Below are 12,987 nucleotides of genomic sequence, written 5' to 3'. Positions count from 1 at the left end.
GACCAGCTCCGGCCAAAGCTGCCGAAGCTGGCCGGCTTCCTCGACGAGGCCGAGACCGACGTGCTGGCCTACATGACCTTCCCGCCGCAGCATCGGACCAAGCTGCACTCCACCAACCCGATCGAACGCCTCAACGGCGAGATCAAGCGGCGCACCGAGGTGGTCGGCATCTTCCCCAACGAGGATGCCATCGTCCGCCTCATCGGCGCGATCCTGCTCGAACAGAACGATGAATGGGCGGTCCAGCGTGCCCGTTACATGACACTGGAAACCATCGCGCCGTTGAGCGATGATCCGAGCGTCAGCCTCACGGCTATCGCCAGCTGACCAGCCCGGCTCTCGCCGGCGAACGCGGTGATCCACCGCCAGCTACACCACGCCACGGGACACGATCAGATCTGGCGGCAAAAATTCAAAGAGCAGGCCAGCGGATTACCGGCAGGCCCAGAACGCGAGGCCCTTCTTAGGAAGGCCCGGCTAGCCAATACTGGCGCTCACATGACTGATTGGCTGAAGTCAACGGGATTGCAGCCGCCGAGGTAGCTGCAAAGGGCAGCGTGTTTTCGTTTCGTACCGACCCTTGAGATAGATCAAGGTATTTAATCGGCCTCGGAACACATTGCGAACGCGAATGTGTACGCTGCGGAACACAAGGTTAAGGCCGCCTCAGTTGGGCGGCCTCTTTCTGTGCGGCGGTTTACGCGGGCGGAGCTTTTCCCCTGAACGAAGCTCCTGAATCAGTAGCGCCGATAGTATCGATGGGCATAGGGCCGACGAACGACGACTACGCCGCGGCGATAGGCAGGACGATAGACCGGGCGAGTTCGGACGCATCCGTGCCGACCGCACACCAGGGCTACTGTTTCAACGTTCGCGATGTTCACTTGTCCCAGCGGAGCAACCGGCATTGCCGACGCCGTTGCAATTGAGAATACTGTCCCACCGAGAACGGTTAGTGCGGCAAGTGTAAGTTTGAATTTCATCCATCCTACTCCAGCGGAGCCCATCCCCGGAACCGACGTTAGCCGTTCCTTCCTGAACCTTGGATGACCAAGCGGCGTCGCGCTCAACGAGCGCACTCGGCACGTGCGCAAGCTACTGCGCGTCGTGGCTTAGACGCTGCGCCCCGGCCTGGCGGGGCGGACGCAGGGCACCGTGGGAGATTTGATTGCGGCAGGACAGCTGGCTTGAACCTGGGCACCATAGGCGCATACTCCGCCGGTGCTCGAGCAGCGACCAACTTTCATGGCTCGGAAAAATCCCGGACTTGGCTGGGGTGTCGATATTCTGTGGCCCGATGGCGAAACGGAAGCAATCAAGGGCTTTATTACGGAAGCCGACGCGGTCAAGTGGATTGCTGAGCATGAGCACTCCAAGCCGTGGCAAAATACAAACCAAAAACCCTCCCTTGCGTCTTAGAAAGCCGCCTCGATCGACTGACGGCACACTGCCTGTGCGACTGGGGGTCGTGGGCGGACTCTCAGGGCCGGGTGCGCAAGGGCAGGGCGAGCTGTCGCCTGGTGTCGCCCGCGTCTTGGCGGTGATAAAGGCATCGAGCGCCGCCGAGATGTCGACGGCCTCTTCGTCGGCGCGTTGTGCCACCGCGGTCGCGACCTCGGCGGTCGCTTCCCTCGCCCAGCCCTCGATGGCGTTGAAGGCGACGATCCGCACCGGGTAGGCATATTGTCCGGAGATCAGGTCGCGGATCACGGTCTCGAGGTCGGTGTCCTGCTCGTCCGTCTCGCGCCAGGCACAGCCGGCGCGGGCGCCGAAGTCTTCCAGGACCAGATAGATATTCCGGTCGAGGCGATCGCGCGGCACCATTGAAGGCGACGGACGCATACGCAACAACTCCGACTGACGCCTTCTTAATCGATCGTCACCGTTGTCGTTCCGCCTTGGCGCTGCGGTGCCGATAGGGTGCGGCGCAACCTTTTCTACTTTTTCCCGATTAGATTAACAAATGCAAATGCAGGTTGCATGGCGAATGGGGTTCGCTGCGCGCTCCACGTGCAGATCGGGGTGTTGATCGTGAATGACCATGTGCCGTCGCAGAGCAGATTTATTATTCGCGCAGGTGGAAAAGGTTGGATGGTCTACGACCGGGAGCGCAAGGGCCCGGCATTGATCGGAGCTGACTTCGACTTGGCGGCGAATTTGACGAGAGAGCAGGCTGAGCGAGTGCATCGCACATTGACCGGCCCGAACAGTACCAATTCTCCCTCAGGGTGATGCTGCCTCCACCGGTCTATTGGTCTAGCAGCTCGTCCCGCCCTCGCGCCGCGCGATCTACCGCGCCTCTTCCAGGGCCTGCGCGCGGGTCAGGATTTCGGGGTGTAGCCGGCGGCTCGGCACGTCGTCCCAGTAGACGAAAATGCTCGCCCGGCCGTCGCTGAAATAAACCTCGAAACTGCCGGTGTCGGGCACGGCCTCGTGCTTACGGATCCTGATGGCGGTCATGCGACCGATGTAGTCAGGAGTCCTTGCGGCGCCAATGTGTGAGCTGAGACAGCAAGCGTGAGAAGGCCCCAGCGGCAGGTTCCTAGCAGGGGGGCGCGCGCGCTGGGGCCAGAAGCCTGCCGGAAATTGGCGGTGGCAGGCTCGGCCGTATCATCCACCAGAATCGAAAGCCGCGCATTGATTTAAGTGAATTTGTCCAGTCTAGGAGGAGGTACCTCTTAAACCAATCGGGTTGCAGCCAAGTGGGCTCTTCACACGCCTCGCGAAAACCGGATTCGGCAAACTGGCAAGTAAAGCTTGTTCGAGGTGACGGGCCACCAAATCGTGCGGAGTCTCGGCTGACAAGCTTCATCCCCCGGACTGCGCGCCGTCTGTCGATAATCTCCAATTATCGAAAGCCAGAGGATATCCACTCCGCCACATCGCGGTGCAGTGATGCGAGTTTTTACGCCTTTCGTTGAAAGCTACGGTCAAGAACCACGGTCGATAGGATTTTCGCGCGCAAGCGCCAACCACGATTGCAAGCGTCAAGCAGCCCACATAGCAGGCACGGTGCTTGCCTAGGAGGACCCGGCAGTCCATGGGGCTCTTTTTCTCCCAATGGCGATGTGGACATGGCGTCCAAACGTGGAGGGCCGAGGCTTCAATTGTGCGATCTGAAATGCGCCGGCGATCTCACGCACGTTGGAGTCTTCTTGTGGTAAGGCAAGACAGAAAGCGTCGACCAGCCGGCGCCGCCAGAGCTGTGCTAACGTGGAGCTTCCCCTCAAGCAGCGCCGCCTTCTCCGCCAATTTCCGTGCTGAGTTGAGCAGTTCGGCCAATAGGTTGTTGGTGCGCTCCCATCCTCTCTCAAACTCGGCACGATGCCTGCGCGCGAGGGCCTCCTTCCCATAAGTTCGACCTGCAAAGTCTCGAGTTTTTGCTTGAGGGCGGGGACCACCTGGTGACTTGGTTTGCTATGAGTGGCGCGGCGCCGGTTGAGATGGCGGAAGAGTTCACGGCGATCTCGCGGCCGCTCTCTGAAAGTGAAAAGGCCGCCAACTCTTGACGGCCGCCGGCATGCCCTAGGTCTCGAGATCGACGTATTGACGGAGCTTGAACACGATGTCCGGCAGAGCCTGACGTAGCCGTGCAGCGTTCTGGAATGTCGTCGAGAACGGCGCGAATCTGATCATGGCGTTCCAATTGCCGTATCCGTAAATGGTGATCGAAACTCCGGATCTCGGAAAGCCATCCAGTTTGCGGAGCTCACTGGGGACGAGATCGGCGATCGCCACAGCGGGCAATCGCGCTCGTCTTTCGTCGGGACCGCCGACCGATATGCGGGCGGTCGGCTTCGTTGCCGGCGCTACCGCAGCCATGGACTCATCCTGGAGCTTTGGCGGTATCTCCGGGGCGAGGGGCGCGATTGCGGGCGGGCTTGTCGGCGCTTTCGGCGCGGGCTCAGCGAGCGGATGCGGCTCACGGAAGCTTGCGGCTCCGTACGCTTGCCGCCCAGAATGCCGCTGATCAGCGCCACAAAGCCTGCGTCTTTTGCCTCATCGCTCATCGCTTGCGCCTATTGCTCCCAGCCTAACACCTCTTGCGCGAGACGCCACCGGCGCGCCACGCGAGAATGGGATGGAGTTCGGTTCTGAAGCGCCTAGCTGTGGAGCCTCAAGAGGTTGTCCCTGGTCAAACCAAGTCGGTTGATCGGGGTTTGTGAGTCTATACCACCATGGGCACGGTGGCAGTTGTATTTATGCAGCCAGATCGGCAGCTCTTGAGCGCGCCGATCTGATGTTGGGTAGGCTTTGGCGTAAGCCCATTCACATCACTCGGCAGGTCATACCAGTGCAGCTGCCGCTGCGTTGCTAGGCGGCCCAGTTCAGCGCAGCGAACCGCGCCGGCGCGAACCCGCCGGCTCAGCTTGCCCTTGCCCTCGCGCTGAGGCCGCCGCGAATTGCAAGTGCGTGAGTGTTGGTCACCTGCAGTAGCGAGAGGCTACGGGATGCGATCTACCGCCGGCGCGCACCCAACAACGACCATGACGCCAGCGATGGGCTCCCACAGCAGCTCCCGTGGCGGGCCCCTACTGCCGCGCCGCGGCGCCCTCCGACGGCACCTCGCCTCGCTGAACTCTGGGCCATAACGTCCGTGATGGGCATCGCAAGGCCGAGCATGAGCAGGACAGAAAAACCGGAACCGCGAAGCATGTGACAGCTCGCTTCGCTGACTTACGCATTCTGAATCTTTAGCGGATTGCCTTAGACGATGGAAGCGCCGGGCCCAGCAGTCCTGAGGCACAGCAAATGCCCTCAGGCGATTGGAGGTGGACAGGCCAGCCCGCTGGGCCCGGTCAGTCCTTGATCCGATTCTCTCGGACGTCCTTTAGGATCGCCTCGTACGTCGCGATTACCTACTTGTTGCGATCGATAGCCTCCTGAGTGACGTCTCGCCGGGCGCCGCTTCCTTCGCGCTCACCGAGCTTCATTCTCCCGGATTCGAGTGGCTCCAGGTCGCGTCTCAGTTGATCGAGCTGGTTTTCGACGGCTTTCGCGTATTCGCGCCAGTCCACTGCCACCCCTGGTCCTCCCGATTGTTGCGAGCAACTGACGCAACCGACGGGCGAGCGCAAGGACTTCAGTTGTTCGGCCTCGCGCGCCAGCCGTAATCCCGATGCGGAATGGTGGCAGTGATATCGACGTCTCTGCTGTTCGACTGGCGCCACGCTGCAACGCCCATGCACAAGGTCAGGGTCAGGCTGTGAATGCTGATCGAAAAATAACCCCCATCGGCGTCTTGGGGACCCCCTTCAAGTCATTGATTGCATTGAACCTGATCCATTGGACCCCCGCGCTGATAAGCGTCGAGACCCCGCGCCGAAACACACCCCACATCTGAATGGAGGGCCCGTTTCCGCCCACGAGAGCACCTGCCGTTTTAAGCCGGCCCGGAAGCGGTCGATGAGGACACAGGGCGTCCGGAGGCCGGTCAGCTCCACGATCGCCGCGGGTCCAAGTTCGACGAGCGTCCCGAGCGGCATCCGCTCGAGGTCCAGGCCGGCGGCAGTGATGTTCTCGCCCAGATCCCCGGCTCCGACCTCGAAGCCAATTTCAAGGAGGGACGAGAAGAGCTCGGATGGGATCAGGTGAACCTGCCGGAGATTCGGTAGGCGCGGCTTGCGGCGGGCGAGATAGCGGTGCTGGACGAATGCGCCGGCGTGGGCGTCGCCTTCGACGCCACGGCCTTCCACCAGCACGATCCGATCTTGGGGCGGTTTCCTGAAGTGGTGACCGCGATCGGCGGCGACCGCGACCACGGCGCCTTGCATCGCGAGCGCGTGCGCCGGCGGCATCAGGCGGCCCGGGCGAACGAGCGACGCTTCTGGCGGAGGTAGCGCGTGATCTCCGGCAGCGTCATCGCGTTCAGGACCCGCTCCGGTGGCACGCCGCCCTTCCGGGCCATCTCGACACCCCAGTGCATGTGATCGAGCTCGGCGATCGAGTGCGCGTCCGGATTGATGCTCAGCATGCAGCCGAACTCAAGGGCGGCCTGGTGCCAGCGCCAGTCCAGGTCGAGGCGCCACGGGTGGGCGTTGATCTCGACGACGACGTCATGCTTGGCGCAGGCGCGCAGCACCTTCTCGACGTCGATTTCGTAGCCCGGCCGCCGCTGCAACTGCCGCCCGGTCATGTGGCCGATGACGGTGGTGTGAGGATCGGAGATGGCCCGAAGCAGGCGCTGCGTCTGTGCCTTGCGGTCGAGTTTGAAGCGGCCGTGGATGCTCGCGACCACGAAGTCGAAGCGCTGCAGCACGTCGTCCGCATAGTCCAGCGAGCCGTCGGCCAGAATGTCGGACTCGATGCCTTTCAGGATCCGGAAATCCTTGCCGAAGCGCTTGTTCAGCCGGTCTGCCTCTCGGTGCTGCTGGGCTATCTCTTCCACCGAGAGACCGCCGGCGTAGTGCGCCGACTTGGAATGGTCGGCGACCCCGAAATATTCGAAACCGCGCTGGCGCGTGGCCTTGGCCATCGCCTCCAGGGTCTCGGTGCCGTCGGAGGCATCCGTGTGGCAGTGAAGGACTCCGCGGAGGTCGTTGTCGGTGACGAGCTTCGGCAGCTTGCCCTTCAAAGCCAGCTTGATTTCGTCGCGGCCTTCCCGGAGCTCCGGATCGATGAAGGGCAGACCGAGCGCGCGATAGATCTCGGTCTCGTCGCCGGCGATCAGGGTGCGGCCCTTGTGCAAGCCGTCGGCCTCCAACCGCATCTCTTTCTCGACGGCTAACGTCCGGAGCTGCTCGATGTGAGCGGCCGAGCCGGTCGCGAAGAGAGAAGAGAAGAGTGGCGCCGAAGTGGCTGCGATCGGATAAGCGGATCTGCAGCCCGTCCGCCGCTGAGGCCTTCGACGTCTTGTCCGCCTTGGCAGTCTCGGCAACGATCGTGAGCTCGCCCACCAATTCGCAGCCACGGCGGAAGTCGCCTGCGATCGTCACGCGCTTGAGCTCTGGACGGGCCCTGCGAAGCGAATCCTTGGCGTGCGCGAGCAGGGCGGCCGCACGATGCAGATGGAGGCGACCTTCTCCGCTTTTCGCGATGGCCAGGTTCTGCAGAATCTTGGTCTGCAGCGCCGCGCCGAGGCCTTTGGCCTTCTTGATGCGCTCGTCCTTGGCGGCGGCCTCCAACTCCGCGAGCGAAGTGATGCCGAGATCCTTGTAGAGCCGCAGCACCTTCTCGGGGCGGAGGCCGGGAACGGCGAGCATCTCGAGCACGCCCTCGGGTATCTCCTTCCGGAGCTTCTCGAGGCTGGGATGAGAGCCCGTCTTGTGAAGCTTGACGATAATGTCGGCGATCGCCTCGCCGACGCCGGGGATTTCCGTGAGCCGGTCTTCGGCGATGAGCACGTCCAGAGGGACGGCAAGGGCCGCCAGGCTGTCTGCGGCGCGCGCATAGGCTTTGGCCCTGTAGGGATTGCCGCCACGCAAGGCAGTGCGCTGCGCGTATTCTCGCAGGAGACTTGCCACAGTGCGAGCATCGAGGGCAGGCACTCAACGAGCCTTCCGTTCCGCGCCCGGCCTCACTGGAGCGAATGCTCCTTGAGCGGGTGCGCCGTCATCGCGCCGGCGATCGAGAGATGCCTCAAGTTTCTGCCCTGCCCTGAAGTCCTCAAGGTGCTGCGTGTTCGGGCTATAAGCGGCCTCCTTCTTGAGGAGATTGTAAATTCGCGCCGCAACCAGCTGCATGTGCTTCATCCTGCCGCGCGGCATCGATCGGGCTTTGCAAAGAGCCCGGACGGCGTAGGCGCGGAAGTAGTCAAACGCGTCAGACATGGTGTTTATAAACGCTGGCCGGCGGCTATGGTTCGGTCACTACCTCGCCCCGCATCGCGGGAATGATCGACGTGCCTGGTCAAAGATCCTCGCGTAGCCCCTTGAAAAATGGGTGCCGCACCTTTCCCTCCGCCGACTTGGCCCGGTACTCGATCTCGGCGAGCAGCTTCGGCTCGACCCAGATGCCTTTGTGGGCGATCCGCTTCGAATACGGCTGCGTCTTCCGGATGAGCGGCTTCAGCCGCTTCTGCAGGTCGGCGGCGGCAGTCTTGTCAAAACCGTGGTCGACCTTGCCTGCGTAGACGAGATCGTCGCCCTTTCGCCGACCGAGGTAGATGCCGTCCCATTTGCCTTCATCGAGCGCGAAGCCCGCGATCGTCAGCTTCTCCCGCTGCGCACAGGTCTTCTTCACCCAGTTGTTGCCCGGCCGCTGACGTACACGCTGGCGCGGACCTTGGAGACCACGCCCTCCAGCCCAAGCTTGCAGGCGTGCGCGAACATCTCTTGGCCCTCGATCTCGAAGCTCTCGCTGAACTGGACATCGGTGCCGGCGATGACCTTCTTGAGCTCCGCCTTCCGCTGGTGGAGCGGAAGCTTCCGCAGGTCACGGCCGTTCAGGTATAGCAGGTCGAAGGCCACCAGCACGATGCGCCTCGAACTCCCCCTTAGCTCGTTCTGCAGCACCGAGAAGTCGGTGGTGCCGTCGGCGGCGGGCACGACGATCTCGCCGTCGACGACCGCGGAGCTTGCCTTGATGTGCCAGGCGTCGTCGGCGATCTTCTTGAAGCGGTGGGTCCAGTCATGGTCGCGCCGGGTGAAGACCTTGACCGCCTCATTGTGGAGATGGACCTGCACGCGGTAGCCGTCGAACTTGATTTCGTGAATCCATCGTGACCCGGACGGCACCTTCTCGATCGAGGATGCCAGGGTAGGGCCGGTTCGACGAAATCCGGAAACGAGGCCTTCTCCCCAGGGCCGGCGGCCGGCTTCTTACGCTGAAACGCCACGAACGAACTCGACGCAACACCTGATTCAAAGTGGCACAGGCGGAATCGTTCCGGAACCGGCGAATCCTTCGCGGCGTTGCACTGTCTCAAAACACCTCGAGGAGAAAAGCGATGGCTGCAGCGAAGAAGGCGACCAAGAAGACCGCGAGAGGACGCAAGCGAAGGAGCGCTTGCGGTCGAGCTTTGTGACCCAGATCGCCAATCGACCTCCGTCGCGGAGCATGCCCACGCCTTTCGCTCGAAGACCGGCCAGTAGCGTTCGGAAAACTTCCGATCGAACCCGCTATTGTGGGCGATGATCAAAAGCACGGAATCGTCGACGAAGGCGTCGACGGCGGCATCGTCGATTTTTTGGCCGGCCACCATTTCGTCGGTGATCCCGGTGAGCGCCGTTATCTCGGGCGGGATCGGCCCTGATGGCTCGTTGAAGGCTGAGAAAGTGTCCCTGACGCCGGCGATCCTACCGTCCGACGTGTAGTCGAATTTGACCATCCCGAGTTCGATGATCTCGTCCCTCGCGTGATCGAGGCCGGTCGTCTCGGTATCCAGCAGGATGCCGGTCCGGGTCTCCTGTCCTGGGGCCGGCATGGACGTCGGCCGGGGCACGAGACGCCGAAGCACCCGGTAGTCCGTCGACTGGCTCAAGGCCTCGGCCATCGCGGCCAGTTCCGATGCGCTTTGAAACATCTCTTCTCGAGTCAGCCTACCCAGTAGCTCGGTTTAGTTGCACAATAGCGGTGGCGCCGGCCACGAGGAATCTGAAAACCGTGCCATTCACGGTGGTTTCGGCTCATGTTGATCCGATTCAGCCGGTTTGCGGGCGTGCTGCTGGACGTGCAGACGCTAGATGCCGGTGCGGGCAAATGGCGGGCCACCTCGCCAACGACGGCATGTCCGCCACGAACCGCCTCGGATAGCTTCGCTCTGTCCTTGGCGATGCGGGGCCTGCGATGGCTACCGACCCGAAATTGTAAGCGGCCAGCAAGACCAGGCGGAGGCGCAAGCCGCGCGAGGAAATCGTTGACTAGATCTACGGCAGCATCGGCATCCCATGGGATGCGCTCACGCCGATCCTGCAGCTGCTGATCGCCGTTCGGTTCAAGTTCGTTCTGATGCGCGGCGCCAGATTTAGGCACCGGACGAAGCTGAACAGCCTTGGGCTCGAGACCAAGCTCACCGAGGTTCACGTGCCGGTCGGCTGATGTGGCCTGGCCGCCTTGAAGTCCTCCTTCAAAGGTCCATATGCCATCCATCCGCCATCCCTGTGGATGGCGGAAATGTGATGGAACCCTCATGGCTGACAACGTCCACGAGCTCCGGCCGAAAATCCCGGACACCGAAAAAATCACCATCAATCTCGGCTTCGTCGACCTGGGTCAGGTCGATCTGATGGTGCAGGAGGGGTTCTATTCGAACAGGACCGACTTCATCCGGACGGCGATCCGCAATCAGCTCGAACGGCATGCGGACGTCGTCAAGAATTCGACGGCCCGGAAGAGCCTGGATCTCGGGCTGCGAAACTATACCCGCCAGGATCTCGAGGCGGCGCGCCGCGCCGGCGAGATGCTGCACATCAACGTTCTCGGTCTGGCGACCATCGACCAGGACGTCACGCCCGAGCTGGCCCGCGCCGCCATCGCCTCGGTCTCGGTGCTGGGCGCCCTCCATGCCACTCCCGCGGTCAAGGCCGCTCTCGCCGACAGAACGAGGTGAAACGATGCTGAATCCAGAGATGGTTCGCGAAGCGACCCGCCTCACGCGTGCCGGCCAACTGGTCGAGGCCACCGCACTCCTGCAGCGCATGCTGCGCGGCGATCGCAGCCCCCCAGCGACAAAGGGTGGCGCTGTGCATGTCAAGCCGGCGAGGCTCGATCCGCCGACACTCGACCTGAAGGCCGACGTGGTCGAGGACAGGGAGAGCGGCCCGTCCACTCAGACTACGTCTGTCCGGCGGCGCAAACGCTCCTCGCCATTCGGCGGCATGAAGGATCTTTCCGGATTCAGCCTGCCAGGTCCGGTCGGACGCGCTCCACCGTCCAAGGGGGATATCGCACCGGACGGCACAAGGTTTGTCGCCGATACCTTCAGCAACGCGGCGGGAAGCCGGACCTACAAGCTGTTCATCCCGAGCCGCGCTGATGGAGCACCGCGGCCCCTTGTCGTCATGCTTCACGGCTGCACCCAGTCACCGGACGATTTCGCCGCCGGCACCCGGATGAATTTTTTGGCGGAAGAGCAGAACTGCTTCGTCGTCTATCCGGAGCAGCCACGCGGAGCCAACCAGGCGAAATGCTGGAACTGGTTTCGCACGGGCGACCAGCAGCGGGATGGCGGCGAGCCTTCGCTGATCGCGGGCATCACTCGCAAGATCATGCGGGAGTACGCTATCGATCCCAAGCGGGTCTACGTCGCAGGCCTGTCGGCCGGCGGGGCCGCCGCAGCCATCATGGGTGCGACATACCCCGAGCTGTATGCCGCCGTCGGCGTCCACTCGGGCCTGGCCTGCGGAGCTGCCAGCGATCTTCCCTCTGCCTTGACGGCGATGAAGCAGGGCAGTGCGCCGAGAGCTATCGCGGAGGCTTGCTCTCCGGTGCCCACCATCGTCTTTCATGGCGACGGCGACACCACCGTGCATCCCGTCAACGGTGAACGGGTTCTCGCTCGGCCCGGCGAAGCCGAGGGCCAGAAAGCCAAGGTGGTTCGCGGGCGAGTGCCCGACGGGCACGCGTATACCCGCACCATGCTCGCCAATGGAGGCGGCCTGGCGATGTCCGAGCACTGGAGTGTCCACGGCGCCGGCCATGCCTGGTCGGGCGGCAGTCCTGCCGGGTCCTACACGGATCCGCGCGGGCCGGACGCGACGAGGGAGATGTTGCGTTTCTTCATGCAGCATCCCTTGAGCGGTTAACACCTACCATCGCGATCGGATTTCCAGGAAGAAATTCAAAGATCGTGGCAGACGTACCGCTCGGACGTCAGACCTCGCCCGCTCCGGAGAAGATCGACGCGGGTGGCGTGGCGCGCGGCGTCGGCAGCGGACGCTCGGTCGCTCCGGAGCGCGAGGTCGGACTGCCCTGCGCATCGTACCGCTTGGCGAGATCCAACAACCGACGTCGGGTGAACGGGTCGACCTTCTCGGCGATGGCCCGGACCCGCTGCGCGAGACCTTGATAGAATTCCTGCTCCATGAAGCAGCCTCACAACATCACTGCCGGAAGTTGAATACCCTGCACTCGTGGAGTCAAGAAGCGCCCGTTGCCGCATGCAATTTTCCGCGACCGACTTGAGGTCGCAACGGGGGCGGACGTAGACTGCCGGTGCGGGGGAAATCAAATGGCAGAGCTCTATCCGGTACGGAAGGCGTGCCCGGCTTGCGGCAGGCCGGTGAAGGCTGTGCCCGACGAAGCTGAGGCAGGGCGGCTGTGGTACGTCTGCACCAATTGCGATGATGACCCGCTGCACGACCCGACTGCGCGGAAGTGGGCGGAGAGCCCGTTGCCTCCGTCGGAGCAGTAGGTCGTTCGCTCGGACGTCGCGTCCGCCCACAGGAACGAGGTCGGCGGAATCCAGTTGGTTCGTCAGGCCTGGCGTAAATGCCTGGCCGGCGTGGCCCCGCCCCAAGCCCCCCAAAAGACCCCGGTGGGGCTACGCTATTGGACCTGTCGTCCGTTCGCGGAATTTTTCGTCATTCCTAACTTGCGTGAATTCCAGCTCCGCCGTCTCCATGCATGATGGCCGCATTGCTGGGGGACATCCCGATGCTCGATGCCGAAACCACCGCGCTGCTGCGCGCAGTTCTCGACGAAGTCTGCGAGAACGTATCTCGTCATGAGACCACCGCTCGCACGCACGTCGCCTCGAAAATCCTCGAAGCCGCGACCCGTGGCGAGACCGCGATGTCGAACCTGAAGCAGGTTGGTCGCAGGGCCCTGGGCGAGGCGCCGACGATGTGGCCATCGCGGCCGAACAGCAGGCGGAGCCAGGAGAGCGGCGCGAAGAGTTCATGATCGAAGCTCGGTCGAGTGCGGAAAGGGGCGCCGAAGAAGCGCCCCGCCATTTCGCGCGCAGCGCTGGTGAACTCCATGACCTACGGAATGAGTTCGTCGGGCTCGGCGCGCGGCGGCGCCGCGGTGGTGCGCCGCAGCGGCGTACCACGGACGTCGCCGCGCTCGCGGGCTGGCGGGCGCTCGGACAGGTCCCGGCCTATCTTG

General features: G+C 63.1%; 10 protein-coding genes and 5 pseudogenes. 5 read left to right on the top strand and 10 right to left on the bottom strand.

From position 1 onward, the window contains the following. Together AC0L2O_RS35420 and AC0L2O_RS35415 are read left to right on the top strand one after the other, a co-directional pair. A partial coding sequence (locus tag AC0L2O_RS35420; RefSeq protein WP_473373014.1) for a transposase occupies window positions 1-327 on the top strand: 327 nt, incomplete at its 5' end. Window positions 328-1,245: 918 nt separating this feature from the next. Further along, the gene (locus tag AC0L2O_RS35415; RefSeq protein ID WP_369721265.1) at window positions 1,246-1,419 is read left to right on the top strand and encodes a hypothetical protein; all 174 of its coding nucleotides are present in this window, start codon (window positions 1,246-1,248) and stop codon (window positions 1,417-1,419) included. 61 nt (window positions 1,420-1,480) lie between these two features. On the opposite strand, the pseudogene AC0L2O_RS35410 reads toward AC0L2O_RS35415, so the two are convergent. The 9 genes and pseudogenes from AC0L2O_RS35410 to AC0L2O_RS35370 all read right to left on the bottom strand — a co-directional run bounded on the left by AC0L2O_RS35410 (window position 1,481) and on the right by AC0L2O_RS35370 (window position 10,029). Continuing rightward, a pseudogene (locus tag AC0L2O_RS35410) lies at window positions 1,481-1,842 on the bottom strand (hypothetical protein). 447 nt (window positions 1,843-2,289) lie between these two features. After that, entirely contained in the window at window positions 2,290-2,460 is a 171-nt protein-coding gene (locus AC0L2O_RS35405) for a hypothetical protein (protein WP_369721266.1), read from the bottom strand. 1,065 nt (window positions 2,461-3,525) lie between these two features. Next, window positions 3,526-3,822: a hypothetical protein gene (locus tag AC0L2O_RS35400; protein ID WP_369721267.1), complete on the bottom strand. Its 297-nt coding sequence runs from the start codon at window positions 3,820-3,822 to the stop codon at window positions 3,526-3,528. A gap of 281 nt (window positions 3,823-4,103) precedes the next feature. Further along, window positions 4,104-4,271, bottom strand: a pseudogene (locus tag AC0L2O_RS35395) (IS481 family transposase); the annotation flags it as partial. Between the two features lie 984 nt (window positions 4,272-5,255). Next, entirely contained in the window at window positions 5,256-5,798 is a 543-nt protein-coding gene (locus AC0L2O_RS35390; protein ID WP_473373013.1) for an MOSC domain-containing protein, read from the bottom strand. Continuing rightward, window positions 5,798-7,487 (bottom strand): annotated as a pseudogene (locus tag AC0L2O_RS35385) (helix-hairpin-helix domain-containing protein). The gene AC0L2O_RS35390 and the pseudogene AC0L2O_RS35385 overlap by 1 nt, the downstream one beginning before the upstream one ends. 361 nt (window positions 7,488-7,848) lie before the next feature. Then, window positions 7,849-8,776: pseudogene (gene ligD, locus AC0L2O_RS35380) on the bottom strand (non-homologous end-joining DNA ligase). A gap of 195 nt (window positions 8,777-8,971) precedes the next feature. After that, window positions 8,972-9,463 (bottom strand): annotated as a pseudogene (locus AC0L2O_RS35375) (3'-5' exonuclease); the annotation flags it as partial. A gap of 11 nt (window positions 9,464-9,474) precedes the next feature. Then, a complete protein-coding gene (locus tag AC0L2O_RS35370; protein ID WP_473373012.1) occupies window positions 9,475-10,029 on the bottom strand; it encodes a hypothetical protein in 555 nt (184 codons plus the stop codon). 40 nt (window positions 10,030-10,069) lie between these two features. On the opposite strand from AC0L2O_RS35370, the gene AC0L2O_RS35365 reads away from it, so the two are divergent. Further along, complete coding sequence (locus AC0L2O_RS35365; protein ID WP_369721295.1) at window positions 10,070-10,489, top strand: CopG family transcriptional regulator; 420 nt, start codon at window positions 10,070-10,072, stop codon at window positions 10,487-10,489. A 4-nt stretch (window positions 10,490-10,493) separates the two neighbouring features. After that, window positions 10,494-11,684, top strand: coding sequence for an extracellular catalytic domain type 1 short-chain-length polyhydroxyalkanoate depolymerase (locus AC0L2O_RS35360; protein WP_473373011.1), 1,191 nt, complete (start codon window positions 10,494-10,496; stop codon window positions 11,682-11,684). A 67-nt stretch (window positions 11,685-11,751) separates the two neighbouring features. On the opposite strand, the gene AC0L2O_RS35355 is transcribed toward AC0L2O_RS35360, so the two are convergent. Beyond that, window positions 11,752-11,964: a hypothetical protein gene (locus tag AC0L2O_RS35355; RefSeq protein WP_369721296.1), complete on the bottom strand. Its 213-nt coding sequence runs from the start codon at window positions 11,962-11,964 to the stop codon at window positions 11,752-11,754. A 570-nt stretch (window positions 11,965-12,534) separates the two neighbouring features. On the opposite strand from AC0L2O_RS35355, the gene AC0L2O_RS35350 reads away from it, so the two are divergent. Further along, entirely contained in the window at window positions 12,535-12,783 is a 249-nt protein-coding gene (locus AC0L2O_RS35350; protein WP_369721297.1) for a hypothetical protein, read from the top strand. Window positions 12,784-12,987 lie beyond the last annotated feature (204 nt).

It is taken from the genome of Bradyrhizobium sp. Kon10 (genome assembly GCF_055807395.1).
This window is presented reverse-complemented; position numbering and strand designations above follow the sequence as displayed.